The organism is Roseofilum sp. Guam, assembly GCF_017746735.1.
Classification (GTDB): domain Bacteria; phylum Cyanobacteriota; class Cyanobacteriia; order Cyanobacteriales; family Desertifilaceae; genus Roseofilum; species Roseofilum reptotaenium.
Window position 1 is genome coordinate 93,406 of record NZ_JAGHZN010000002.1, and the last position, 25,297, is coordinate 118,702.

A 25,297-nucleotide genomic window follows, 5' to 3' on the forward strand; every position below is an offset into this window, starting at 1 on the left:
ACTAGCCTAAAGAGGATAAACTAGGGTAAATCATCTGAATAGAAAATGATTGGGGATGCTTGGTTTTGAACATTAGGGTTCAGTTCAAGATCATCCCAACTTATGATTTTGATCATCTGCTCCCGAATGTCAGAGTTACTACTGGCACGAATTAAATAAGTTCCTTGATCGGGTAAATAAAGCTCTTGAGGTTGATTGGTTAATAGGGTTTTCGGTTCAGCAATACATTGCTCATCCGGCCATCGAAATATCTCAAGATCAACTTCAGGCATAAATCCAAAGACGGTAATTTGTGGTGGATAACCAGAGAGCCAACTTTTTTGATGAGGAGCGCGTAAACCACCAGAGAAAGAAATGGATAAACTCACTTTGGGTTGTAGTGCGTCTTTGAGTTCCCAGTTATTAATAAATACAGCATCCCAAGCTTGGGACAAGACCATAAAGTTACTTAGTTCTTGCCAGTCTTGTTCTTCTCCAAAGGCAAAACTTTGTTCTTCCCAATTGACTAACTGCTCATTTTTTAAGTGATTCAGGTCTTTAAGTAATGACTGTTTACAGAGGAGAATAAATGGTGTTCCTAGTTCTGGAGTGCCCCAAGAACCATAAACTCCGGTATCGGGATCGTCAGGATCGGGAACTAACAGCCAAAAGTCACGGGTGGGAAGTTGGAGGGTTTTGAGGAATTCTGATTGAGTAATAGGGCAACGAATACCTCGGTTTAAGTCTTGTGAAGTAAGCGGAGAACCAAGGGGAAGATACCAACCAGGGCGATCGCTCTCTAGCTCCTGTTGCTCACCTTGAAACTGAACTTGGATCTCTTCGTAGCTCTGTCCGCGCTGTTGCTTCGGATAGAGATAATATTCAATTTCATCATCTTCTTCTGAGCGATATAGTCCGGCGAATAGAGTGGAGCTAGGTTTTCTCTGCTGCGTAGATCGATCGGGTTCTGGACAACCATCTTCAACCCACTGTTGATGCAGTTGATGGATCGCGTCCATCAATACTTCGTACCGCTCTCCTGGTTTTTTGATTAAGTTCCTTAAATATTCTGGGAATGTTAGGTTGTTCCCTCGCAAGCGACTAAAGAGGGTTTGAGCGTCTACAGAGCTTGTCCACTGTTGCTCGTAGAAGTATCTTTCCAGGCGATCGCAGTCCCCATGACGCAATAAGCACTGAGAAATAGGGTAATTAGTATACTTCTTGCGACGACTTGAACCGGCTCGTGCTGAAGGCAGATAATCTTTCTTGAGTAGCCACTTATTCCAGGTTTTCCATAAGGGTTCTTCTTTACCTGCTTCCATCCCCCTAGGACGGGGTGATGTTTCTTTCAGGTGAGGAGCATCATCAAAGGTGGGCAATTGAAGAACTGCCCGCAACCTCTTAAAGTAGTTGGTGTCCGTTATGTCTTCATCGGTAGCCATATTGTAAGCCGCTAAGACACAAATACCCAGAAAGGCTACGCAGTTGGGAATACGAGCAGAATCGTTACCTTCAATACGCTCTAGCATAATGCGATCGCCTTTCACCACGCGATCGCGAACCACAGCGATAAAATCCTCATACCAAGAGCGCTTACAGGGCTGAATGCTGAAATATTGTTGAGCAATCAAGTCTAGAACTGTGTCATCTACACTTAGATACACGCGAGTTCCCCTAGCTACACCCTGTAGAAAATAGTCAGCTAGGGCCCGATTCCAATCTTCATAAGTCAGCATTGATGACTTGCCCAATGATAGATACTGAGTGTTAGATTATCATCTGACGGGAATATTAGTCAATTTAGATTCTTTGGATGCAGTTCCTACCATGCGGGCCAAGAGTCTTAGCTGGGAAGGTGTAGGATGGGAAGGGAGAGGAGATGAACCACGGAGGCACGGAGGACACAGTGATGGAAGGTGGTGATTTGAATAAGATATCGGGGGAGGTGATTGGGGGAGCAATTAAGGTGCATCGACAGTTGGGGCCGGGTTTGTTGGAGTCGGCGTATGAAAATTGTTTAAGGTATGAATTGCAGCAGCGAGGACTACGAGTTGAGCAGCAGGTCGCCCAGCCTGTTTTCTATAAGGGATTACAGTTGGAATGTGGTTATCGTTTAGATTTACTGGTTGAAAATCAAGTGATTGTGGAGCTAAAAGCTGTTGAAGCTATCCTACCGATTCATCAAGCCCAACTTCTGACCTACCTCAAACTCCGTCAACTCCGCCTAGGATTGCTCATCAACTTCAACGTTCCTCTTCTCAAAAACGGCATCAAACGCCTGATCAATGGCTAATCCAAAACCCAGTGTACTCTGTGCCTCCGTGGTTTTATGTATAACCTAGGGACAAAAAAGAAGGGAGAACATCACATTCTCCCTTCTTTTGTTCACCCTTTAAGCGCTTGCGTAGCATTTGGGTTTGTTTTTTCAGTTGTCGCTGGCGGGCCGATCCGCCTTTTCCTTTGTCGTTTCTCCCTTTACGGCGGGGAGATTCCCATCGCTTGAGCCTCATAAACCCTCCGTTCAGTGGTCTGACTTTTTGCAGTCTCTCCGTATCTTAGCACAGTTGAAAGAAAGGTAGAGAGCTTCTCCCCCCATTCCCCTACCCTCCGCTCACGGGAGGAATTAAGACGACTTCATCGCCAGATTCTAGGATTCGATCGCCCTCTACAAACTGTAAATTAATCCCAAACCGGGTTAGGGGTTGCCATGGGGCTAATTGGGGATATTCAGTAATCATGCGATCGAGTACAGCAGAAACGGGGGTATGGGGGGGAAATTCCCAGACCAGTTCAGGCACACCATAGGCTTCTTGATAAACAGCAAAGAGCTTGATGGTGATTGGAACAGAAGATGGAGTCATGATTGCTAAACGACACTTAAAGACATGAATCGATCGCTCATTTCAAAGTTAGGAGTGACAGTTTGAATATCATCTAAGTCTTCGAGAGCATCTAATAATTTAAGCAGCGATCGCGCTAAGTCTTCTTCTTTTACATCTACCGTCATATTCGGTATCCAGCGTAACTCTGAGGTGATAATCTCTAGTTTTGCTTCTTGTAGGGTTTGCGTCAAGTTTTGCAGATTGCCTGCCTCGGTAAACACTTCTACAGTTGCCTCATCATCAGGATCGTCAACCCATTCGTAGGTTTGCGCTCCTGCTTCGATGGAGATTTCTAATAACTGATCTTCATCTACTTTACCGGTAAGTCGCACGACTCCATTCTGGGTAAACATCCAGCTCACACATCCAGTTTCCCCTAAGTTTCCCCCATTTTTATTAAAGGCTTCCCGCACATCTGCGGCTGTACGATTACGATTATCGGTGAGAGCTTCGATCAGGATAGCGACTCCACTGGGCCCATATCCCTCATAGCGGATAAACTCATATTGGTTATTATCGGCTTCCCAAGTACCGGCTCCTTTGGCGATCGCTCGCTCAATATTGTCATTGGGGATTCCCGCTGCTTTTGCCTTCTCGATCGCCGTCCGTAACTGAAAATTCCCTGCTGGATCGGCACTACTGCGAGCCGCTACAATAATTTCTCGCGAAACTTTAGTAAATACTTGTCCTCTTTTCGCATCTACCCGTGCTTTCTGACGCTTAATATTTGCCCACTTACTATGTCCTGCCATAATCCGGTTTAGGGATTTAATTATCTAACTTTTCTTAATCTTGAATTATAACATATTCCAACTTTCAAATCAACCCATCCAAACCTATTCAGACCCCTTGAGCGCCGCCACTACGTCAATCAACTCCCGAGGTTCTGAGAGCAAAAAATCTGGATCGTACTCTGATAAAATCTCTGGCCACTGAAATCCCCAACCAACGGCGATCGCCTTAACTCCGATTTGATGGGCCGCTTGAATATCACGCACTTCATCCCCTATATAGATTACTTGTTCTAGAGACCAACGTCGCTTTTTGATTATCTTCTTAATCACCCGACTTTTTCCGAATACATTTAACTCCGATTCAATAAACTCAAATAAATGATCTAACTGGTATTTTTTCAAAAAACTATTGACATTCTCTCGTCCATTTGAGGTCACAATTCCCAAGGTATACCCTTGATGCTTGAGGGTCTCTAATACGTCTGCCATACCCTCAACTAAGCTCAAAGTATGAATGGCTTGATTCATTTCCCGTCTTAGCCGCAGCATCAGGAAGGGAAGCTTATACCAAGCCACTCCTACTTTCTTGAGAACCTGTTCCGTAGAGTTGTTTCTGAGGTAATGGAGTTCTTCTGGCGAAGTGGAGCGATAGCCAAATTCGGGAGCAAGACGGTTGCTAATTTCAACCACCAGATCCAAAGATTCTGCTAATGTACCATCAAAATCAAAGATGAGGTGTAGAGTATTCCGCACCACAATTACAAGAGAATATGGGGACAACCGATCGGGATAACATCAATAGAAGTCAGAATTATGGACAGGGGCGATCGCTCAGGGGACTGGTCTGGAGCTGAGTGAGGGAGGCTGGCGTAAGGGTAATTGGGGTGATGGGCATCCACTTAAAGACTGTAGTTTTATCAGCCTCTTGGGAGATGTAAATGGGAGCAATTCGATCGAATTCCTCTTGGTTCAACTCTAGGGAGAATTTATGGAGGGTATAGACAGTAGGTAAATTATAGCCTTTAGAGATCTTTTGGCATAATTCAGTTCCTAGAGATAAAAAGCGATCGCTTGAGAGCGTTAAATCTAATTCTTCCCGAATTCCCCGCATTGCGGCTTGAATGGGTTCTTCACCTGATTTGAGCTTTTCAGATACGCCCGCGAGATCTCTTTTGCGGGTATCCCCTTGATCGAGAATTTGATAGGCTTCAAATAACTGAAGTTCGGCTGGCAGATACGTCACGCGCACGCAAGCGACTTGAATGTAGCGGATACCCTCTTGGATCACGGATTCTCCTGATTGAATCTCTTGTTGGAGTTGTGCTATTGTTCGTTGCATGATTTTACCTCGGGCAATTTTTAAAGATGATTTTTATCGGGTTGTGATCCTTCTGCCATTGTCCTTCCCTCTTTTGCGTCAGTACAACAAACAAAACAGGACTATTTAAGCAAAGGTTTTCAGGAATATCAGTCAGAATTAAGATTTGTTTTATAAATCTTCTAGAACCTTAGGAATCTTCTGTTTTCAGGAAGACGACCTATGTTAAACTACTGATTCAGGACTATTTTAGAGTTACCGGGGGCATAAAAAATGAAAACTGCTGCCATCGATCGGAGTTTAGTTTCTCCAGAGTGCGATCGCTATCCTCAATTTACGGAACCTCTGCAATTAGGGGTGATGGCATCGGGGAGTGGCAGTAATTTTGAGAGCCTATTAGAGGCGATCGCCGCCGGGAAACTACACGCCCGAATCAATGCCCTGATCTACAATAACCCAGGGGCAAAAGTTGCCGCTCGCGCTCAACGGTGGGGCATTCCTGCTATTTTACTCAATCATCGAGACTATAAAAAGCGTCGTCAAGAATTTGATGCTGCCATTGTCGAAACCCTAAAAGAACACGGAGTACAATGGGTAATTATGGCAGGATGGATGCGGATCGTTACTGAAATAATCCTCAGTGCTTTCCCTAACCGTGTGATTAATATTCATCCCAGTTTATTACCCAGTTTTCGCGGAATTCGCGGGATAGAAGATGCCTTAGAAGCCGGGGTGAAAATTACAGGATGTACCGTACATCTAGCGGATTTAGAAGTAGATACAGGGCCAATTTTAGTGCAAGCAGCGGTTCCCGTGCTACCCGATGATACTCCAGAAACCCTACATGCCAGAATTCAAATACAAGAACATAGAATCTTACCCCAGGCGATCGCCCTAGCTGCCCAGCAATATAGTGCGTTGTAGGGAATGGGGAATACCAAGATATAATAAGAGAAAACCCGGATCGGTTTAAAATCTCTAGTCCCTAAAAAAAAACAAATGGCTGCGTAAAAATGACAATGGATGAGCGTGAGAATCAACAGGCATTTGCTGTAAGTGGCGATCGCCAAAGGGAACACCATCGATTACAGACCTTACAAAAACTTGGCTTACTTGACAACAGTAGTGTACCCATCTTTGAAGAAGCCACCCAAACCGTTGCCCACTATCTGCAAGTTCCCATTTGCATTCTAGGCATTGTCGATCGTAAAGTCGAATGGCTCAAAGCCGCCTTTGGCCTCTCGCGCCTGGGACTCATGAACGATCTAGCCGCTCAACGCTCGATTCCCCTACAACATTCCCTCAGTCGTCAAATTGTCGAAACCCGCAAAAAATGGCTCATTACTGATTTAGCTAATCATGAAGAACTCAGCCAAAATTTCCTCTATCAAGAATATGGAATTCACTCCTATTTAGGCATTCCCCTCATTCTCTCTGAAGGCGAATGTATTGGAGCCTTAGCTGTTTTAGATCTTGAACCTCACAGATTCACCTCGCAAGAAATTTCCTATCTAGAAATGACAGCTCGCTGGAGTTTGAGTGAATTTGAACGTGCACATATACTAAAAATACCCTCTAACCAAACTGGATTAGTCGGTGTGAGTGCAACGCCCCAAAATTCCTCTTCTCAAGAGTTCACCACCCACTCTTCCAGACCTGCTCCGGCTATGGCAAGTAAAAACAAACTCCTAAATCAACTGAGCCAAGAGCTACGCACGCCCCTAACCTCAGTCCTGGGAATGGCTAAAATGCTCAACACCGAAACCTATGGCCCCCTAACCCCAAAACAAAAAGAATACATGACCATTATTTACGATAGTGGTCAAAATTTACTCTCTTTGATTAATCAAATCTTAGAATTAGCTGTTCTTGATGACCTCGCTCCACCGCTCAAAATCAAACCTGTTGATGTAGAAATGCTCTGTCAGCAAGCCACCAGTCATTTAGAGACTTTAGCTAACGATCAAAACCAACAAATTCGTTTATCTATTGAACCCGGAGTCCGCATTTGGCATGTTGATAAAGTATTAGTCCAACAAATTCTCTACCATCTGATTGCTAGTGTCATGGAGGGTGCAGCCGAAGAAAGTATCATTCGCCTTCATGCCTCTCATCGGGAAGATCAATTGTATTTTTCCATTTGGATTTCCCATCCTTGGCTTGGAGAAGGACTTCCTAACCTAGATGAAGTGAAACACTGGTTTAAACAAAAAGCATTAAGAGACTCTAAGCACAGTGTAGCTCCTCCTGATAGCTCTTCTGGTTGGTCTGAATCTCCTGCATATGATTCTGTAAAATCTGATGGGTTCACTGAGGTTTCGTCCCCATTAGAAACTCTAGAAGAGCAACGAGAGACTTCTAGTAGCTTCAAAACTAAAATGCAGTTTCTACGTTTAGAGTTAAGTTTTAATCTGGCTCAACTCCATGGAGGACATTTAGAGATTCAAGGGAAAAATGCGGCTAGTTATCGGTATATCGTAAAATTGCAAGAATATGTATAGCGCTTTACGCTAGGGAATAGGGAACAGGCAATAGGCTATAGGGAATGCTCTATCTCCATATTGCTGTGTTTCCTTGTTCTCCCCATTCAAGACCTTTATCGTGATTACGGTGTGCGTTGTAAGTATTGGAAAATCAGTTCAGCCGCGAGTTCATTACCGGCAATATTCCAATGACTATCATTAGGTTTGTAGAGTTGTTCAAATTCTGAATATCCTTGAAAGTAAGGGAGGAGATCGATAAAATTAATCTCCGCTTCATTCAGTTCTTCTTGTAAGTATTGATTGGGTAAGCTAAAGTCAAAATCTTGGAGATTCATCTCTTGTGAATCAATGACTTTACTTTGTAGATTTGGATTGACTTGCAGTTCATCAGGAATCAGAATCACAAGCAGCTCAATATTCTGGCGATCGCACAACTCTTTAATTTCTCTTAAATACGTCATGGCTCCCCACACTTTGGATTCTAGTTCTGAATTATCGACCCGAAACAAGTCACTTCTGCCGATTTCAATTTGTAAATATTTCTCATCCGTGAGTGTGGGTAGATCGTCCTGATACTCTAGGTTGCCATGAATGACGGTTCCTTCATAACTGTTCTGAAGATCGATGAGGAATTTCCAAAACGAGAACACATAAGAATAGGATTCAATACTGCGTTTTGAATCATCAAAATCATTACCGATAAAGAAGCTCAGGATGACTCGATCTGGATTTAAGGCTAATCCTTCAGTCACTAGCAGAGCAAGATAATCTTTTGGGGAAAGGTTAGGAATTCCCATGTTAATGATTTCCACACGATCGTCTCGTTGTTTGAGTTTCTCTTCCAAGCGAGTATAATAGTTGTAGTTATAGGGAACGACACCATAAGCAAAAGAGTCTCCTATGCCCAGAATGCGGAAAGTGTTTGGCGCTTTTTCAACTTGAAACTCCACATCTTTGAATCCCTGAGAATTCAAGCGAAAGTTATATTCAGGTGCTAAGGGTTGGCCGCGAAAGCGATTGTAGGAGTTATCATGAAAAATGAAACTGGGATGCAAGTAGTTGTAGACTCGAAAGATAATTTCTGTTAATCCTAGGGAGATCAAGAGAATTAAGCCGATTTTAGCGAACGTTTGACTTGGTTTTTTAAATCTCATGCGATAAAAAACAGGATTTATTGATCCGTCACACTAATATCTAAGCTAAAGTCTGTGGACTCGGTAGCTAGGACATCAATGATATACTCTCCACTTTCGGGAACTTGAGATTCCCAATAGAGTAAATCATAGGCTTCTGGAATCAGTTCTCCTGTAGGATAGCGGATATTCAGGGTTACATTACCTTCAATTACCCTGACTTGCATGATCTGATCTTTTCTTACCCTGAGTAAATATCGCTGAATTTGCTCGCGATCGCTCTGAGAGTTGATTTCTATTCCTGTGGTTCCCGGTGCAAACTGAATCGTTTCACTGTTAATTTCTGGTTCTGGTTCAAGAGTGGGTTCCGGCGTTGGCTCTGGTTCTGGAGTCGGTTTAACGGGAATATTCAACTGCTCAATTTCCAGTTGATAATCTGTTTCCTGTAAGCCTCGCAAGGGACTAACGATGACGGCATATTCTCCAGAAATAGGAAATTCTCCTTCCCAGAGGGAAATATCGGTGGAGCGATCGCCGATCTCGTCTCCTTCGGGAGTCAACAGCGTCATCAACACTCCATCCCCAGTAATAAACATCGAAAACCGATCCCCTTCCTGGGCAGAAATCAGATAATATTGGACTTCATTGGCTTTGAGCGATCCTTCCACCCTTGTCACGTCCCCCGGTTCAACCGTTAACCGTTCCTGATACGTGGTGGGTAAACTAGGAGGGTTAGGGGTTTGAAGGGGAGTTGGTGAAGGGGAAGGGGATAGAAACGGTGAAGGAGATACAGACGGTGAGGGAAAGGGAGATGGAGACGATGAAGGAGATTCTACCCCAGGATTGACCATTTCCACCCTATCCTGACGCAACCAAGCACTCACCACCATCCAAGACGTAATCCCTGCAACCAACGCCACAATCGCCCCAATCATTGCTATTTTGGAACCAGACATAGGCTCGGTACCTGAAGATACAGAATTTTGATATTGAGATTGAGTATATTGAGGGGTAAGTGCTTGGGTGTGTTGCTCCGACAAACGAGGGAGAACGGTTGCACCACCAAGCGTCTGTAAAATGCGATCGGCACTTGGGAAGCGATCTCCCGGTTGTTCCGCTAACAGGCGCTCCAAAATCTGGGTAAACTGGTGACTCAGGGAAGAACTTGGCAGCTTCCAACTCAGGGTTTGCGGATCGAACAATTCCCCTGGTTCCTTCCCCGTCAACAGCACCAATACCGTCACCCCTAGAGCATAAAAATCACTACTTGGGTAGGCTAAACCCATCTGAAGTTGTTCTCTGGGAGCATATCCCACTTTACCCACCGTTGTTGGCAAAGTTCCCGTTTCACTGCATAACTGTGTCGCTAGTTCTTTTCCTACCCCAAAATCAATCAACACCGGCAACCCATCCCGTTGTCGCCACATCATATTATCCGGGGCAATATCGCGATGGATTACCCCTTGAGAATGGAGATATCCCAAAACCGGCAACACTTGAGCCAGAAACGTCTTGACTTCATCTTCCGAAAACACGTGCCCCTGTGCTTTGCGCTCATCGAGCAGAGTCTGATAGGATTTCCCCTCCACATAATCTTGAACTAAAAACAAGCGTCCCTCTTCCTCAAAATTGGCGCGAAACTGGGGAACTTGGGCATGTTGCAGTTTGTAGAGAATCGTTGCTTCCCGTTGAAATAACTCCTCAGCTTTCTGAAGTCCTTGAGGATTTCTGGAACTCGGGACAAACTCCTTAATGGCGCACAGTTCATTAAAGCGCCCCAAATCTTCCGCCAAGTAGGTACAACCAAACCCTCCTTGGCCCAGAAGTTTCACTAACCGATAGCGATGTTGTAGAATCAAGCCCAAGGGTGATGACATAACAGACGTTTCCACTCACAACTCAATTGGATCTAGCGATCGCAATTGTTTTATTTTATTATATTTCCCCATCAATCCTCTTTTGCACCGGAAAATCGATTGATTTCTAATTGCAAATCTTCTACAGCTTGCTCAAGGTTCTGTAAAGCAAAACTGGTTTGTTCAAAGGTTTCTCTAAGATAAGTCGCTGTATGTTCAGAATCTGAATTGAGTTCATTTACCGCTTCAGTAATCTGATTCGCTCCTTCTTTTTGCCGTTGAATATTGTCGCGCATGGACTGAATTTCTGGCCCCAATGCTTCCATATACTCTTTCGTAAAACTTTTCATTTGATCCACCCCATTTTTAACCGAATTTTGCATCTCTTTCACAATCGGCTGAATCGTTTTAGCAATCATTGCAGCTTCTGTTGCCAAATGACTAATTTCTCTCGCAATCACCGTAAATTCCTGACTGCTTTCACGGGTGTTTGTTCTAGCTGCTTCAATCGAAGCATTCAGAGATAACATCTTGGTTTGTGTGGCGATTCCTGTTATCCTGTTAACAATCTGATTGACGCTTCTAGAGTCATTATCAATTTTTTTTAATTGCCCCGATAGAATATCAACTGAGTGATTAAGAGCAGTAAATGTAGTTTGAAAATTTTCAATCTTATCCAATAAGATATCAGACGTTTCCGCTATAATCTCAGTATTTCTCCCTACCTTCTGACTGCCCACCACTTGGTTATCAATCATGCCTTTGAGCTGGCGACTAGAATCTCGAATAAGCTGAGTAACTTGGGTTGATTCTAGCACTTGACTCCCCAAAACTTTTAATAAATTAATACTGTTGTTGAGATCTTTAGATAAATATCGAGTTTTAGTTTGATAGGTTTCTATGTATTCTAAGCACAGTCCAGTTAAAGGAACAAGATAGGCAATAATTTTCAGGAAATGGGCAATATTAAAATTATTGTCAAATAAAGAAGTTGAGCCAAATGCCATATAAACTTGCGTAGCGACATTGGGAATTACACTAATGATTAATGAATCTGCAAAAATACTCGGTTCCTTTCTGTAAAACATGGGATATAAGACCCAGCCACTCAACAGAAATAACAGTAAAGGAATTACATCCCAGGGACGCGTAATTAGCGAATTGGGAAACATTGTTTCTGGAAGATGGTGACTGGTGGCAGAAAAGTAAATAATACCATAGGCAACAAAGCCAAATACGATACTGACTGAAAAAATAAGTCTAAATCGTTTTTTAGAGTTTTTTTTAGCTGGGGAATCGATGGAAGTATTCATCAAAAGAATCAAAACTCCACCGATCATAATTAGGGCATGAAATAAACGACAAATCGCCCAAGTAAAGGGGATTAAATTTTCAGGATCGGCGACCGTATTAATTAAGCGATCGGAGGCTAAAGTATGAAAAGCATCCATAACTCCTGCAAAGAATAAAGCAATTCCTAATGTAGGAGTAATCGGATTGCCTTGGATACTATAATTGAGAAAACTTAATAGAACAATTAAAAGCGCCACACAACAAGCACTCCATTCTAAAATGGTATGTACAAAGCTACCGGCTAAGGCATAGTGCATGGCATCAACGACTTGACTATTTTCCCAATTTAGAGCATCTTGGAGATCGAAAGATTGGCCGGGTGTTCCAAAGTCGATTCCTAAGAGATTTAAGCCGAAAGGAAGGACACAGATAATGACGATTATCCAGGCGATCTGACTAGGAACTTTAGGTTTAGTATGATGGGTGGATGACATAGTATATTTTTCTTCTTCAATTCAATATTCCTTTTAAAATACAGTATTTGATAATTAATATTCATCGAACCATACAGGCAAGAGTGATTTTGTCTATATTGAACAATTGTAAGATAATTATTTCTGGTTTATGACAACCTGAAAATAAAGTGAGTTTTATCGCAGACAAAAGGAGAGTTAGGACATTTTCTAGTGCGATTCGTGACTATTACCTATTGCCTCAAACCATAACTTAACTGTCTTAACCATTTTTTATCTGCTATATGATTATACCAATAATACTCTTGAAAATTTTAATTAATATAGTTCTTCTTTCTTCTGGAAGAGTACAACGTGAAGCCTTAGATTCTAAGCAATACAAGTTATAGTGCTACGTTTTATGGTTAGGACATTTCTAAATCCTATAAGTCTTCCATCGTCTACGATTGCCTGTTGCCTGTTATAGCAGAGAACGGGAGAGTTAGGACATTTTCTATTGCCTATTACCTATTACCTATTGCCTATTGCCTATTGCCTTAAACCATCACCTAACTGTCCTAACCAACTCCTTTTCTGCTATACCTGTTCCCTAGCGCGAAGCTCTCTATGGCTAATCAACTACTTTTAGCCATCCGTTTTGGAGTGCTTCAAAGATTCGTTGAATTACGGTACGTTGTTCTGTAGTTAAGATAGATTCTGATTGTAAGGTACGCATGAGGAGTTGTTGATCTAACCGTGAAATTCTGCCACGGGCAAAAATTTGGGCGAGGACTTGCTCTATCATGAACTCAGAGAAAATGGCTTCAGCAGGCATGGGATTAGGTTGAACTCTATAGTTTGAGTATCTCCCGGAAGCCTGTGCCTAGCCGTGATGAGTTTCTCTGAGCTGGCGTGACACTTAGGGATCTTAAGGGTGATTAACTAGGATAGGGATAGTGATCGAGATCGCTCGATAGGAGTATCTAGGGATAACTAACGTATCGAGCAGACTCGATAGGACTAAAGTCCAGAGCTACTATTTCACCGTTGACTTGGACTCTAGGGGAGCATCAAGAACCTTGGCAATGCGATCGCGAGTTTTTTCTAAGTGAGCCTCAGTATAAGGTTCTAAGCCTCTTCCCCGTCGGCGCAAGGTGTTATCAATCCGATCTTCTAATTCCCGTAAGTTATACCAAGCTAGGGTAACGGCATCTTCAGGAACTCTAACTTGTCGTAAGCTCATCTTGCTTAAGACGGACACATACTCCCGTTGTAGAGCGCGACGGATACTGGAGAGGTTGGCGATATCTCCATCAATAACTTCCGTCCAAATACTCTCTTGCAAGGTGGTGAAGAGTTCCGGTAATTTCAAGACTTCTTCCATCGAATCAGTTTTTAACTCTAGATCTTGCAGACGGGAAAGACGAGTGGGAGAGAGGAGATTTCGCAAGACAACCGTCTGTAAGAATAGGAGGCGATCGCTAATTGGATAATCCAACTCAAACAAATCCGGGAATGCCCCCCAATGAGACCAACGAGAGGGCGCTAATTGGTTCAGCAACTGGGGTGAAAACTCAAAAGCTTTTGCGGAAAACACATTTTCATTGATCGCTTCTAAGGCTGCTCGTTGCTTCTCTACTGGCAGGGGTTGAAAGGGCAAACTGCCATTCGGATCGCCCGCATAATGGCGATTAAACGATTGTCCCCCCACATAGAGGGTTAAATTCATCGCATTGCGGAAATAGTAGAAAAACACAGCATCAAATAAATCCCGCATTTCACTGAAACTCTCTCCCGGAGCAGGCGATCGCCGATTTAACCGAGACCACATAGCTTGGGCATTTTCAAATTGCCATTGGGCATAGGTCAGGGGATCGCTACTGAGATCGAAAATATTCACCGCTGGGTCAAGACCACTGATAAAATCCTCATCCGTACCATAGGCTAATTCTGGTTCTGCCGCCCGTTGAGCAATTTGGCGCAATTCTCGCAATTCTGCTTCTGGAGAAACTGCATTTAGAGGTTTATATCCATATTCAATTGCCCAAATATCATAAGGCCCTAATTTGGTGGGGAAATAATCCCCTTGCGGTTTTCCTGGGGGCGCTAAATTCGGGGAGACATAATCCATCACCGACCCCACCATTCCCAGTGTACGGGTGATTTCTGGGTTTTGTAATTCTTCTGGACTCAGGAGGGTACTGCCATGGAAATTATGCCGTAATCCTAGGGTATGACCGACTTCATGGGCGACTAAAAAGCGGATAAATTGCTGTACATAATTCTCCATTTCTGGGCTACTGGGCAACACATTGTGCATCAAAGAAAGGGAGGTTGACCCGATCGCCAATTGCCGATTAAACTCCTTGGCAAAGCAAACATCCCGATCTAAGAGAGATTTTGCTAAGGGAAACCCAGAGAGAAGATCTTTTTTCTCTTCCGATTCTTCCGAAAGGTCAACCCCCCGTAAATAACTTTGTTCTAGGGTGTTTTGGCAAAACCGTTGCAGTAAATTCTGTTGTTGTCCCCCTCCTGCGTCAGGATTGACTAAGGTTTGATATTGTCCTTTGATTAAGCGCACAACATTGGCATCAATCAAAATATCTGCATCTAAAATTTGTCCAGTTAGGGGGTTCGTGCGGGAAGGACCAATCCCATAAAAACTGGGTTCAAAGGAACTTGACCAGCGCACCACATTGTAGCGAATATCGGCTGGAGTCCAGTCTGCTTGATCGGGCATTTGTCGCGCTTCGATCGCCTGAGGTAATCCTGCTTGGGCAAAGGCTTCATTCCACATCAGAATCCCTTCTTTGACCACCTGGCGATATTCTAGGGGAACGGTATTTTCAATCCAAAAAACTAAGGGTTTTCCTGGTTGGATATTCCAACGATTAATGTAACGCACAAAGGGATCGCGGCGATCGCTATTGCCAAAGTCCTTATAGGCGGTTAAAAAATAACCCACGCGCTCATCCGCTAACCGAGGCTGATAGTCATGGGTTGGCAATGGGGAAAAACTATAATGCACGGCTAAATTGAAAGCGCGGCTGTCCGGCAGGCTGGATAACCCAAAGCCTCCCCCTCGAAAGCCATAGAGGGCTTCAATTTCCAGATTTTCGGGAAAATTCTCGACTTCTGTAATATAAGAACTATCTGGAGCGACTGAATAGGTGCCATCGAGCAGATAGGGTAAAAACGTGGATAAGCCACTGAGATCCCCTTCTCCCATGACTAGATTGCTGACATCAATCAGTAAGGATTTCCGTTCTGGATGAACACTTTTAATTTCTAAGGAATACAGCACCGAATCGCTAAAGCCGTCCTGGAGCGATCGCGCCAAGGGATCGCCCGGATTCGTGCGAAAATTGGTTTGAGGAACCACAAATTGCACCCGGTCTTGCACTTCGCGAAACTGGAATAAAATCTCACCTATGGGCATTCCATTTAATAAAAATCCTTCGCCAATGCCACTCGATAGAGTCATCACGCATAAGAAATTCCGGTTCAGTTGTTCGGGGGCAATTTCTAAATAGAGATGCTTATTTTTTTCGGCTTTGTAGAGGGGAAATAAACCATCTTGTTTCTGAGTTCCTTCAATCACCTGATCGAAGGATTTAGGTGCTTTAGACTCTGATGCTTCTTCGGATTTGATCCGATCTTCAATAGTCTGGGAAACCTGTACCACTGGTGTAACTGGCCGATCGACAAATGTTCCCCAACTGGGCAAGATCGTGACCGCCAGAAATCCCAGAATTAAACCGGCAATTAGATATAGTCTTTTCATACCCCAATCCAACAGTTAAGCGTTAGTTTTGATTCCATGATTAGATCCCCCTATCTCCCTATCCCCTCATCCTCTTTCCTTACCCAAACTTGGTAGAGTCCCCAAATGGCCATGGCCCGCAAATAATGACTAGCGCGGAAGGTTCGGGCTGCGGTAATGGCTTCTGGGGTGCGAAATTGTAGCCCATGGGTATAAATTTGATTGACTACAGCTTCCGCAATAGTAAAGGCTTCGGCTTTCATTCCCTGTTGTAACATAAATGCGGCTAATCCGAAGTTAATTCCTGTCCAGATTTCTAGGGGATGGGTTGCCTTGGGGTTTTCTGGCGAGCCATCGAGGTTAACACCATTGGCTACACCTAGAGCTGCTCGATCTGGGTTTTGGCTCTGATTAAATTGGGTGAAACAAGTGTGATAGATGGTTTGTAGGGTGGCTATCGTGCAGTCAGCGGGCACAATGGATGGTAAATTTAATAACTGGGTATAAAATTGACCGCAGAGCTGATCGGCCATCACGACTTGCGATCCACTTTGGCTATCCAAGTTATAATATGCTCCATTCCAGAGCGTTTTTTGATACAGAGGTTTAGATTGGTTTAACCAGGTTGACCATTGTTCAATTTGAGCTTGGACGTTGGTATCTGGGGAGTCTTGAGCGTCTTGCAGATGTTGACCGATCGCGATCGCCCCTTCTAAAGCCGCTAACCATAACCCCCCACAATAGGCGCTGATCCCCTTAAGCTGCCAATCATCAAAGGTTTGGTCGGGCGCTCCTGAGTTTTCGGGGATGCCATCACCATCTTCATCAAAGGTTTTGAGATAATCCAGGGTTTCCACAAGAGCGAACCAGCACTCTTGCAAAAACTCTAGATCCTCTGCTCCCGTCCACAGAAAATAGCGATAGACTTGCAAGACAAAATCGCATCCTAAATCTTTCCATAGGTTGCAGTCCTGATAGCTGGTATAGTTGCTTTTCTGCCAAGGATGTTCGTTGGGAGCGCCTAGATCGTGGGGGGTAGCACTGGCAATTTTGCGCACCGCTTGCGCTTGATTATAACCAATAATTCTCGGCGTACTATCTCCCTGGGGAATGGCGCGAGCAAAGGCTAACATCACTGCTTTTTCCAGTTTCGGCCACAGTAAAGTTAAGGCAAATCCACCATAGAGCCGCACGTCTAAGCTTTCATACCAGCGATAGTCTAAGCATTCGAGTACCCCAAATTGACCGATGGGGTCATTTTCTGTGCCTGCTGTCCACAGGGTTCCACCGTCGGCAAGTAGGTAAAGTTCATTAAACAGAGCCATTTTCAGGGGTTCGGGAAATCCGGAATCGCCTAAAATCGGTTTGCGCCAATCTGCGATCGCCTCTTTCCAAGTATCTGAATGTTTCAGAGCTGTGCGTACCATTGACCAGGCATTTTTACCATTGCGCCCGAAAAAGTCGGTATAGCGTCGATAGTAGCCAATCGCTTGCCCCGCGGTTGCTTCATCGGTTGAGGGAACTTGTCCAGCAGAGTCACCCTTGGCTTGGGTATAGCCAAATTGGGTAACGGGAAAGTCCCAAGCGAGGATAAAGGGAATTTTGCGAGTCCGTCCAGGTCTGAGGGTAAAGCGGACGGCGATCGCACAGGCGAGACGTTCCCCAGATGCGGCTGGGGTTTCGTCTTCCGAGTCGGACAAAGACCCATCGGTAGCAAAGGGAGACCAAACCGCCTCCCCACTACTGGTAGGGTCCCAACGGGTATGATAAAAGACTTCGACGGCTGGATTGGCGATCGTGGCGATCGCCCATTGCCCTTCTCCTTCTTCGGGGATCTCATGGGTACTCAGGCGACTCATTAAGCATCCCACCCGAAAGTTATTTTCAATCCACCGGTTATAGTTATCCGTACTTTCTCCCCATTGGGGTTGATAGTCATAAACCGGCGATCCATCATCCCGAACCCGGATTTCAGGGGTTTTGATCGCATTCGTAAACCAACCCACCGTATTTTCCCAGGTGAGCAGAATACTCAGAGTAAGGGGTTGATCGGTCGGGTTATGGGCAGTCCATTCAAAGATGGCGAGGGGATAGCTTGTTTCTTGGTAGTTGTGGGGAATAATGGGCGAAAACTGTTCGCACAGCAGTTGGGACTGATAAACTCCTTCGTAGTGGTACCAGCTTTGGGGATAAAGGGCACTGTAGGTTCCCGTTTGTTGGACAGTGCTGGTGGGGGGATACCATTGCCAACTGCTTAGGCTTCCATCTGTGGGGGGTTCGGTACTTAAGGCATAGGTTTTGCTGCGCCCATCTGAGGTTTCTTCAAAGACACTAAATTGACACGCGGGTAAGGTTTTGAAGATATGTTCTCCCCCATCAATATGCCAGAGGTTAAAGTCTCCCCTGGGCGATCGCCCGATGCATCCTGCACCTAAGCCACCGAGGGGCATTCCATGCCAAGGGCCATCATCTAAATTGGAAGCATAACGCACGGTGTAAGGGTTGTCCCACCCTAAACCGAGAGGGCGTTGCCATGCACAGGAAGGAATCTGGGGTTGAAAGGGTTGGTTGGTCATAGGGTTTATTCTACAAGTCTCGGCGCGATAGTAGGGCAATTCTCCAGGTGCCGAGGACAAAGGAGAAACAGGGATGATCCCCGACAGGAATCAGGAGTTTGGCGACGGGTAAATGCCCCAATGGAGCTTCAAGGCTAAAGGTTAATCGATCATAATCTAACCAGATTTCTTGCGATCTCCATCCAACTCTCTGGCCAAATTCAGCATAGTTTTGATAGCTGAGGTTCCAGATTTGCTGTTGGATCGAAAACCCAAAATGATTGTAGCTATGTTCTCTCCACAGGCGATCGAGCCATTGGAGATCGGAGGTAGGGATAGCCAGAGCATGGGACTTGTTGATGTAGCCTTCTGAAGCGCGATCGCTTAACTGCAATAATATCCTGCCGGTTTCTTCATCTGCTTCTTTCCACTGTTGTACTACCAGCAGATCTTCTAGTGTTTGATAAGTTGACTCATGAGGAATTACGGTTTTCATGGGTATTTTTTCTTCATTGCTCCCTTAATTTATGATAGCGCTTTTAGGCTCTTTTGCTCAATAGGCTACCCTTGTTCTCCGTGAACTCACTATGATATAAATCAAGAAACTTGACGTGATAATCTGGCACTAATTTATGTCTTCTCCGTTGGAAACCTGTCTCCTAGAAAACTTGGATTATATCCCCTACCTTGACGATCAAGGACAATTCCCCGAACAATTCTCTAAAAAAATTGGAGTTTATGCTATTTTTAACGAAAATAAAACATTACAACTGGTTCATTATTCACGGGATATCTATCTAAGCCTAAAACAACATATGGTGCGACAACCTCAAGGATGTTATTGGGTGAAAGCCTATGTGATTGACAAGCCGAACCGCAGCCAATTAGAACAAATCAAAGAAGCTTGGATTACCGAAAATGGATCAATTCCCCAAGGGAATGACACACAGTTCAGTCAATGGACCGATCCCATTGATGCTACGGTGTCCATGACAGATGAGGAAAAGGCAAGTTATGAAACCAGTGATGAATTAGGAAAAATCAAGCTTTTAAAAACGGTAGCTCGCCGAGTTCAAGAGGAAATCTTAGCGCGTTTAGAGCCTCGGAAAATTCAAGATTCATTTCGGTTTAATCCGAAATTAAAAGAAAAAGGATTATTGGACTTGAAGTAATTCCATATCTTTATGAAGATGGGCTTAAGCTCGTTGCCTCTCAAGTGGCAAGGTTGAATTTGTAGGTTAGGTTGAACGATAGTTAAACCCAACAAGGTTTGACTGACGTTAAGTTGAGGCACGAAACCCAACCTACATTCTTAACTCTTGCCTATTTGCCTATTGCCTATTGCTTTTCACTGGGCTTCCAAAGAACTTGACTGACTTTCTCCCAAGTTTTCTGGGCTGCCTCCTTAATTTGATTGCGATTATACCATTTCTGAAACTCTTGCTCATATTCAACATCAGTCATCTGGTAAGTATTCCAGGTTTTCAGACCAAGGAGTAGTCCCCAGGTCAAAATTACATAGAGCGACCAGGACAACGTGCCAACACTGACTAAATTAATAACGACGAGAAAACTATTAGCAATAATATATTTGCCAGCATCTTTCTTTAAGGTTTGATAACGCTGGATATCAAATTCTTTACGATGTTTCAGCTTACCTTGTTGATCTAGCCACTCTTGCTCGGCAGCTTTTAACTGTTCAGGGGAAATTTCTAGTTCTGTGGCAATTTCCACTAACTGTTCATAGGAAAACTCTTCTAAATGATTTTGGCGGGCGATCGCCAACTGCAAAATCTGTTGAAGATCCTCTTGGCGATAGGAACGAGAGATAGGCGACGAAGAACCAGACATCATCTTAAAGTTATAGGAGAATCAGAATCCAATCATTGACCAGGGGAGGGGGAGTGAGAGTGAAGGTGGGATAACATTTGCCCCCATCTATTATGCCGAAGTTTAACCGATCCAGACAAGGGGATGGGGAAGTGTTAACACTAGGACTTAGAGCAAGAGAATAGGCAGATTCTAAACCCTTAAGCCGAACTGTTCAAGGACGGATAATCCCCCCAAAACGTCCTTAACCCTCAATGAGCCGACGATTACAATAGAGAGAGCGAGGCGCACCCCTCCCCTTATGTGATGCAATCTCAAAATCAGAGGTGTCTTATGAACGGCAATATTCGTGTGGGCAGTCTTTTTGGCATTCCCTTTTATCTTAATCCCTCCTGGTTTCTGGTTCTCGGTTTAGTGACGTTGAACTATGGAACCAACCTCAGTGCTACTTTTCCCCAACTTGGTTTAGCTTTACCTTGGATTTTAGGATTAGGCGCTGCTCTGCTACTCTTTTCTTCTGTTTTAGCCCACGAACTTGGCCATAGTTTGGTTGCTATCCGTCAGGGGATTGGGGTGAATTCGATTACTTTATTTCTCTTTGGGGGACTAGCGAGTTTAGAAAAAGAATCGAAAACTCCTGCTGAAGCTTTTTGGGTGGCGATCGCCGGCCCTGCGGTGAGCCTAATTCTCTTTGGTCTGTTTACAGGTATCGCTATATATGCCCCTCTGAGTGGCCCTATAGCCGCCATTATTGAGCTTATCGCTTACATTAACCTAGTTTTAGCCCTTTTTAACCTGATTCCTGGTTTACCACTGGATGGGGGTAATATCCTTAAGGCTCTAGTGTGGAAAATCACTGGAAACCCAAACCGAGGCGTGGTATTTGCCAGTCGGATGGGACAAGCGATCGGTTGGTTCGGTGTAGCGATCGGCGGACTCTCCCTGTTTAATATTCAAATGGTTCTGTTCGGTGTGCCCATTGCCGGTAGTATTTGGACGCTCTTAATTGGTTGGTTCCTGTTGCAAAATGCTGGTCGCTCGGCCCAGTCAGCAACCCTGCAAGATATTCTCACTCACCTGAAAGCAGAAGATGCAGTTTATACCGAAAGTCCTATCGTTGTGTCTCATCTCTCCTTGCGCGAGTTTGCCAATAACTATGTAATTGGTCAAAAGCAATGGAAAAAGTTCTTGGTCATTGATGCCGAAGGTCTTCTGTTAGGAACAATCTCCATTGATGATATGCGATCGGTTGCCACCTCCGAATGGCCTGAAACCAGGGTTGAATCCTTAGTTAAACCAACTCCTACTTCAGAAATGATTCAATCCGATCAAAACCTCTTAGAAGTTGTGCAACTCTTGCAAGAAAAACAACTCTCTGAACTACCAGTGGTTCGCGAGAATGGTATTTTAGTTGGCTTACTGGATAAGACGGAAATTGCCCGCTTGGTTCAACAGCAAGCCTAATCCATTAACAATGAATAATGAATAATGAATAATTATTCATTGTAGGGGCGTTCATGTCGCGAAGCGAAACGGCCGTTCGCCCCTACAGATTTTTAAATACATGACAGACTACTTTATGTAAATAAAAACAATCGGTTTTGACCATGGAAAACAAATTTTCACAGCTCTATCAAACAGATTTTAATTTGTGGATTGAGAAAACCATTAGTTATTTAAAAGTGGAGGACTTCAATAGGCAGTATTTCCAGCGGATTGTCCTTTTTCTCAAAAACAAGTCTTAGATATGGATTATTTTCCCAACGAGTCTTGATATCAAGTCCAGGTAATCCATGAAAATGTTAGGTAGAGGGGTAGGGTATCCAACTAAGTTGCTGTCACTCTAATTACAGCCGTTAGATTACAATGGGGAGAGCAAGCCGCACCGCTCCCCCGATGCGATGCAAGCTCAAAATCAGAGGTGTCTTATGAACGGCAATATTCGTGTGGGCAGTCTTTTTGGTATTCCCTTTTATCTTCATCTGTCCTGGTTTCTGCTTGTCGGTTTAGTGACATTCAGCTATGGGATGATAGGATTAGGCGTTGTTCTGTTGGTCTTTTCTTCGGTTGTAGCCCACGAACTCGGTCATGGTCTAGTTGCGATTCGTCAGAGGATTGGGATTAAATCGATTACGTTGTTCCTGTTTGGGGGACTAGCACGTTTAGAGAAAGAACCGCAAACCCCTAGTGCAGCTTTCTGGGTGGCGATCGCCGGCCCTGGGGTCAATTTAATCTTCTTTGGTCTGTTGATGGTCATAGCACGGTTGATTGTCATAACGATGACTCCTCCTCTGAGTCATCGTTTAGCCTTGATTTTGGCAGTTCTAGCCTACATTAACCTGATTTTAGGCCTTGTTAACCTGATTCCCGGTTTACCCCTGGATGGGGGCCATATTCTCAAGGCTCTGGTGTGGAAAATTACGGGTAAACCGAAGCAGGGTCTGGTGTTTGCCAGTCGTATGGGACAAATCATGGGTTGCTTGGGTGTGGCGATCTGTATACTCTCCTGGTTTAATATTCCAGTAGTTCTCTTTGGTATTCGCATTTCTGGTGGTATTGGGACACTCATCATCAGTTTGTTTATGGTGCAAAGTGGGGGTGCTGTTCAGAAATTAGTGGATATTCTGACGAAAATCCACTCTCAACACCATGAATTTGTACGGGTTGATGCTCAAGATTTTGCCCATCTCGATTTGAAGTTTTACCAGCAGGCACAAAGACAATTAGAACGCTTAGGTTTTGAGAAACTGGCAGATATTGAAGATGTGACTATCTCTGAAGCCAACCGCAGCCAACCACGTACTTTCTTTCGGTTGATGCTAAGTCGCGATCGCCGCACGGTAGCTTGGATTGTCGCCATTCGCTTATCCAGATTGGTCAAGGTATTTCAGGCGATCGGTTTAGCTCCCGAAGAGGGTAAGATGGTAAGTCTAGATTCTGAATTTGAAGGAGGAACGTTTCTGCTCACATTCAATACTCAAGGTTTATATCACCCATATCCTATTCCTAATATTGAGGATCGTCAATTTCCTGGAGATAAATCCATTTCTGAATTGGTCAGACAACACCGCATTCGCGTCAGAGATCTCAATCCTCATACTCCCGCACTGATTGTACGCAACTTTGACCAGGCGATCGCCCTCGAACATCGCTTAGAAACCCTCATGAATCAGCACAAACAAGCTCAAGGGTACGTCACTCGCAACACCATTGAACGTAACGCCCAATCCTCCTAAAATAACCTTAATCCTGAATCAGGCGATCTCTACATACAATGAAGAGAATGAGACGCACCGCTCCCCCAATGCGATGCAATCTTAAAATCAGAGGTGTCTTATGAACGGCAATCTTCGTGTGGGCAGTCTTTTTGGTATTCCCTTCTATATCCATTTATCTTGGTTTCTGGTTGTCGGATTCGCGATGTTCAGTGGTGGGATTATAGGATTAGGTTTTGCTCTGCTAGTCTTTTCTTCGGTTGTAGCCCACGAACTCGGTCATAGTCTGGTTGCCATTCGTCAGGGGATGGGAGTTAAATCCATTACCTTATTTCTATTTGGGGGACTAGCGACTTTTGAGAAAGAACCAAAAACCCCTAGTGCAGCCTTTTGGGTGGCGATCGCCGGTCCCGGAGTCAATTTAATCCTCTTTGGTCTGTTTACTGTCATTGTACTGTTAACTGCCCTAGCCAGTATCGCTGTTCCCCTAAGTGCCCCCTTAGCCCTTATTTTTGGCTTTCTAGCGTACATTAACCTGGTTTTAGGCCTTTTTAACCTGATTCCCGGTTTACCCCTGGATGGAGGCCATATCCTCAAGGCTCTGGTGTGGAAAATTACCGGTAAACCGAAGCGCGGTCTGGTGTTTGCCAGTCGTATGGGACAGATCATTGGTTGTTTTGGTGTGGCGATCGGTATACTCTCCCTGCTGAATATTCCACTGGTTGTATTTGGTATTCCGATTTCCGGTAGTATCTGGACGCTCATCATGGGTTGGTTGATGTTGCAAAATGCAAGTCGCTCGACTCTATCTCCCAATGAAGCTGCCCAAGAATTACTCGATTATCATAAAAAAATTTACTCTCAGCACCATGAATTTGTACGGGTTGATGCTCAAGATTTTTCCCATCTCGATTTGAAGTTTTACCAACAGACACAAAGACAATTAGAACGCTTAGGTTTTGAGAAACTGACAGATATGGAAGATCTGACGATCTCTAAAGCCAACCGAAGCCAACCCCGTATTTTAATTCGAGTAATGCTCAGTCGCGATCGCCGTACGATAGCTGGAATTTTCCACTTTCCTTTACCCCTATTAGTCAAAGCGCTTCAGGCGATCGGTTTAGCGCCCAAAGGTGGTAAAACTGTAGACTTAGAATCTGAATTTGAAGACGGAACATTTCTGACTACGTCTAATACTCAAGGTTTTGACAATAGCTCGCCCTTTCCCAAAATTGAGCGCCAGCAACTGCCGGGAACAGCGTCGATTTCTGAATTGGTTAGAGCGCACCGCATTCGCGTCAGAGATCTCAATCCTCACACTCCTGCATTAATCATACGCAACTTTGACCAGGCGATCGCCATGCAACATCGCTTAGAAGCCCTTAAAAATAGTCACAAAGAAGCTCAAGGCTACCTCACTCGCGAAGACATTCAACGCCAAGCTAAAAAAGGTCAAGAAGCAGCCGCAGAAGTCCTCGGTGATGCTTTGGACGACCTTAAAGCTAGAAAATCACAAGAAGAGTAATTCCTAGGAAGTTTCGCTCTCTTTGAAGTTTCTCACAGCATCCAGAACTTTTTGTACCCAGTGATTATCTAGGGGAGATATAATCACCACATTAAAATCATACTGTGCCGCTTCTAATTGAACTCCTTCAGCATCATCTATATGAAGATCTATGCCAAATGCTTTGGGGTGTTTGCTAGGATAAGGATAGGCTTTGTATTTCTGGAAGTACCGATCGTGAACTTTTTGATTAATCACTTCTTTTATCTGAATACCATAAAAACAGAAGAATAAACGTAT

At 44.2% G+C, this 25,297-nt stretch carries 21 protein-coding genes and 1 pseudogene; 7 read left to right on the forward strand and 15 right to left on the reverse strand.

All coding sequences use genetic code 11. The features are described 5' to 3' along the window. Nucleotides 1–20 precede the first annotated feature (20 nt). Nucleotides 21–1,715, reverse strand: a complete 1,695-nt coding sequence (locus tag J7529_RS01060; RefSeq protein WP_318727457.1) for a hypothetical protein — start codon at nucleotides 1,713–1,715, stop codon at nucleotides 21–23. 173 nt (nucleotides 1,716–1,888) lie between these two features. On the opposite strand from J7529_RS01060, the gene J7529_RS01065 reads away from it, so the two are divergent. Further along, nucleotides 1,889–2,272: a GxxExxY protein gene (locus tag J7529_RS01065; RefSeq protein ID WP_318727458.1), complete on the forward strand. Its 384-nt coding sequence runs from the start codon at nucleotides 1,889–1,891 to the stop codon at nucleotides 2,270–2,272. A gap of 34 nt (nucleotides 2,273–2,306) precedes the next feature. On the opposite strand, the gene J7529_RS01070 is transcribed toward J7529_RS01065, so the two are convergent. The 5 genes from J7529_RS01070 to J7529_RS01090 all read right to left on the reverse strand — a co-directional run bounded on the left by J7529_RS01070 (nucleotide 2,307) and on the right by J7529_RS01090 (nucleotide 4,934). Continuing rightward, nucleotides 2,307–2,489, reverse strand: coding sequence for a hypothetical protein (locus J7529_RS01070; protein WP_271939864.1), 183 nt, complete (start codon nucleotides 2,487–2,489; stop codon nucleotides 2,307–2,309). Nucleotides 2,490–2,579: 90 nt separating this feature from the next. Beyond that, a complete protein-coding gene (locus J7529_RS01075) occupies nucleotides 2,580–2,840 on the reverse strand; it encodes a MoaD/ThiS family protein (RefSeq protein WP_318727459.1) in 261 nt (86 codons plus the stop codon). A 5-nt stretch (nucleotides 2,841–2,845) separates the two neighbouring features. Further along, entirely contained in the window at nucleotides 2,846–3,613 is a 768-nt protein-coding gene (locus J7529_RS01080) for a YebC/PmpR family DNA-binding transcriptional regulator (RefSeq protein WP_318727460.1), read from the reverse strand. Between the two features lie 84 nt (nucleotides 3,614–3,697). Then, complete coding sequence (locus tag J7529_RS01085; RefSeq protein WP_318727461.1) at nucleotides 3,698–4,351, reverse strand: HAD-IA family hydrolase; 654 nt, start codon at nucleotides 4,349–4,351, stop codon at nucleotides 3,698–3,700. Between the two features lie 55 nt (nucleotides 4,352–4,406). Continuing rightward, the gene (locus tag J7529_RS01090; RefSeq protein WP_271939868.1) at nucleotides 4,407–4,934 is read right to left on the reverse strand and encodes a hypothetical protein; all 528 of its coding nucleotides are present in this window, start codon (nucleotides 4,932–4,934) and stop codon (nucleotides 4,407–4,409) included. Between the two features lie 252 nt (nucleotides 4,935–5,186). Between J7529_RS01090 and purN the strand changes: the two genes are divergently transcribed. Both purN and J7529_RS01100 read left to right on the forward strand, forming a co-directional pair. Further along, nucleotides 5,187–5,837, forward strand: coding sequence for a phosphoribosylglycinamide formyltransferase (gene purN / locus J7529_RS01095; protein WP_318727462.1), 651 nt, complete (start codon nucleotides 5,187–5,189; stop codon nucleotides 5,835–5,837). 89 nt (nucleotides 5,838–5,926) lie between these two features. Beyond that, nucleotides 5,927–7,414 (forward strand): GAF domain-containing sensor histidine kinase, encoded by a 1,488-nt coding sequence (locus J7529_RS01100; RefSeq protein WP_318727463.1) that lies wholly within the window; start codon nucleotides 5,927–5,929, stop codon nucleotides 7,412–7,414. A gap of 104 nt (nucleotides 7,415–7,518) precedes the next feature. Here the strand turns inward: J7529_RS01100 and J7529_RS01105 are convergent, their stop codons facing one another. From J7529_RS01105 to J7529_RS01135, 7 genes are all read right to left on the reverse strand, one after another. Continuing rightward, nucleotides 7,519–8,550 (reverse strand): SGNH/GDSL hydrolase family protein, encoded by a 1,032-nt coding sequence (locus J7529_RS01105; protein WP_271939871.1) that lies wholly within the window; start codon nucleotides 8,548–8,550, stop codon nucleotides 7,519–7,521. 17 nt (nucleotides 8,551–8,567) lie between these two features. Beyond that, on the reverse strand, nucleotides 8,568–10,406 hold the full coding sequence (locus tag J7529_RS01110) for a serine/threonine-protein kinase (RefSeq protein ID WP_318727464.1): 1,839 nt from the start codon (nucleotides 10,404–10,406) through the stop codon (nucleotides 8,568–8,570). 71 nt (nucleotides 10,407–10,477) lie between these two features. Then, nucleotides 10,478–12,172 carry a methyl-accepting chemotaxis protein gene (locus J7529_RS01115; protein WP_318727465.1) on the reverse strand — a complete coding sequence of 565 codons (1,695 nt, stop codon included), beginning with the start codon at nucleotides 12,170–12,172 and terminating at the stop codon, nucleotides 10,478–10,480. A 589-nt stretch (nucleotides 12,173–12,761) separates the two neighbouring features. Further along, nucleotides 12,762–12,965: a hypothetical protein gene (locus J7529_RS01120; RefSeq protein WP_318727466.1), complete on the reverse strand. Its 204-nt coding sequence runs from the start codon at nucleotides 12,963–12,965 to the stop codon at nucleotides 12,762–12,764. A gap of 201 nt (nucleotides 12,966–13,166) precedes the next feature. Beyond that, nucleotides 13,167–15,914, reverse strand: a complete 2,748-nt coding sequence (locus J7529_RS01125) for a zinc-dependent metalloprotease (protein ID WP_318727467.1) — start codon at nucleotides 15,912–15,914, stop codon at nucleotides 13,167–13,169. A gap of 50 nt (nucleotides 15,915–15,964) precedes the next feature. After that, entirely contained in the window at nucleotides 15,965–18,469 is a 2,505-nt protein-coding gene (locus tag J7529_RS01130) for a GH116 family glycosyl hydrolase (protein WP_318727468.1), read from the reverse strand. A 10-nt stretch (nucleotides 18,470–18,479) separates the two neighbouring features. After that, nucleotides 18,480–18,944 (reverse strand): GUN4 domain-containing protein, encoded by a 465-nt coding sequence (locus J7529_RS01135; RefSeq protein WP_271939877.1) that lies wholly within the window; start codon nucleotides 18,942–18,944, stop codon nucleotides 18,480–18,482. Between the two features lie 136 nt (nucleotides 18,945–19,080). Between J7529_RS01135 and J7529_RS01140 the strand changes: the two genes are divergently transcribed. Continuing rightward, entirely contained in the window at nucleotides 19,081–19,620 is a 540-nt protein-coding gene (locus J7529_RS01140) for a GIY-YIG nuclease family protein (protein ID WP_271939878.1), read from the forward strand. Nucleotides 19,621–19,786: 166 nt separating this feature from the next. On the opposite strand, the gene J7529_RS01145 is transcribed toward J7529_RS01140, so the two are convergent. Further along, nucleotides 19,787–20,302, reverse strand: a complete 516-nt coding sequence (locus J7529_RS01145) for a 2TM domain-containing protein (RefSeq protein ID WP_318727469.1) — start codon at nucleotides 20,300–20,302, stop codon at nucleotides 19,787–19,789. A gap of 309 nt (nucleotides 20,303–20,611) precedes the next feature. Here J7529_RS01145 and J7529_RS01150 point away from each other — a divergent pair, with 309 nt between their 5' ends. From J7529_RS01150 to J7529_RS24595, 3 genes and pseudogenes are all read left to right on the forward strand, one after another. Next, nucleotides 20,612–21,742 (forward strand): site-2 protease family protein, encoded by a 1,131-nt coding sequence (locus tag J7529_RS01150; RefSeq protein ID WP_271939880.1) that lies wholly within the window; start codon nucleotides 20,612–20,614, stop codon nucleotides 21,740–21,742. A gap of 464 nt (nucleotides 21,743–22,206) precedes the next feature. After that, entirely contained in the window at nucleotides 22,207–23,514 is a 1,308-nt protein-coding gene (locus J7529_RS01155; protein WP_318727470.1) for a site-2 protease family protein, read from the forward strand. 100 nt (nucleotides 23,515–23,614) lie between these two features. Next, nucleotides 23,615–24,295: pseudogene (locus tag J7529_RS24595) on the forward strand (site-2 protease family protein); the annotation flags it as partial. A gap of 726 nt (nucleotides 24,296–25,021) precedes the next feature. On the opposite strand, the gene J7529_RS01165 reads toward J7529_RS24595, so the two are convergent. After that, nucleotides 25,022–25,255: a hypothetical protein gene (locus tag J7529_RS01165; RefSeq protein WP_318727472.1), complete on the reverse strand. Its 234-nt coding sequence runs from the start codon at nucleotides 25,253–25,255 to the stop codon at nucleotides 25,022–25,024. Nucleotides 25,256–25,297: the final 42 nt, after the last annotated feature.

What these genes read in the sequence shown, in the direction of transcription:
- J7529_RS01065 (WP_318727458.1), top strand. Translation starts at nt 1,889, where the DNA reads ATGGAAGGTGGTGATTTGAATAAGATATCGGGGGAGGTGATTGGGGGA.
- J7529_RS01080 (WP_318727460.1), bottom strand. Translation starts at nt 3,613, where the DNA reads ATGGCAGGACATAGTAAGTGGGCAAATATTAAGCGTCAGAAAGCACGG.
- J7529_RS01115 (WP_318727465.1), bottom strand. Translation starts at nt 12,172, where the DNA reads ATGTCATCCACCCATCATACTAAACCTAAAGTTCCTAGTCAGATCGCC.
- J7529_RS01135 (WP_271939877.1), bottom strand. Translation starts at nt 18,944, where the DNA reads ATGAAAACCGTAATTCCTCATGAGTCAACTTATCAAACACTAGAAGAT.
- J7529_RS01150 (WP_271939880.1), top strand. Translation starts at nt 20,612, where the DNA reads ATGAACGGCAATATTCGTGTGGGCAGTCTTTTTGGCATTCCCTTTTAT.
- J7529_RS01125 (WP_318727467.1), bottom strand. Translation starts at nt 15,914, where the DNA reads ATGAAAAGACTATATCTAATTGCCGGTTTAATTCTGGGATTTCTGGCG.
- J7529_RS01140 (WP_271939878.1), top strand. Translation starts at nt 19,081, where the DNA reads ATGTCTTCTCCGTTGGAAACCTGTCTCCTAGAAAACTTGGATTATATC.
- J7529_RS01145 (WP_318727469.1), bottom strand. Translation starts at nt 20,302, where the DNA reads ATGATGTCTGGTTCTTCGTCGCCTATCTCTCGTTCCTATCGCCAAGAG.
- J7529_RS01110 (WP_318727464.1), bottom strand. Translation starts at nt 10,406, where the DNA reads ATGTCATCACCCTTGGGCTTGATTCTACAACATCGCTATCGGTTAGTG.
- J7529_RS01090 (WP_271939868.1), bottom strand. Translation starts at nt 4,934, where the DNA reads ATGCAACGAACAATAGCACAACTCCAACAAGAGATTCAATCAGGAGAA.
- J7529_RS01060 (WP_318727457.1), bottom strand. Translation starts at nt 1,715, where the DNA reads ATGCTGACTTATGAAGATTGGAATCGGGCCCTAGCTGACTATTTTCTA.
- J7529_RS01070 (WP_271939864.1), bottom strand. Translation starts at nt 2,489, where the DNA reads ATGAGGCTCAAGCGATGGGAATCTCCCCGCCGTAAAGGGAGAAACGAC.
- J7529_RS01130 (WP_318727468.1), bottom strand. Translation starts at nt 18,469, where the DNA reads ATGACCAACCAACCCTTTCAACCCCAGATTCCTTCCTGTGCATGGCAA.
- purN (WP_318727462.1), top strand. Translation starts at nt 5,187, where the DNA reads ATGAAAACTGCTGCCATCGATCGGAGTTTAGTTTCTCCAGAGTGCGAT.
- J7529_RS01100 (WP_318727463.1), top strand. Translation starts at nt 5,927, where the DNA reads ATGACAATGGATGAGCGTGAGAATCAACAGGCATTTGCTGTAAGTGGC.
- J7529_RS01155 (WP_318727470.1), top strand. Translation starts at nt 22,207, where the DNA reads ATGAACGGCAATATTCGTGTGGGCAGTCTTTTTGGTATTCCCTTTTAT.
- J7529_RS01105 (WP_271939871.1), bottom strand. Translation starts at nt 8,550, where the DNA reads ATGAGATTTAAAAAACCAAGTCAAACGTTCGCTAAAATCGGCTTAATT.
- J7529_RS01120 (WP_318727466.1), bottom strand. Translation starts at nt 12,965, where the DNA reads ATGCCTGCTGAAGCCATTTTCTCTGAGTTCATGATAGAGCAAGTCCTC.
- J7529_RS01075 (WP_318727459.1), bottom strand. Translation starts at nt 2,840, where the DNA reads ATGACTCCATCTTCTGTTCCAATCACCATCAAGCTCTTTGCTGTTTAT.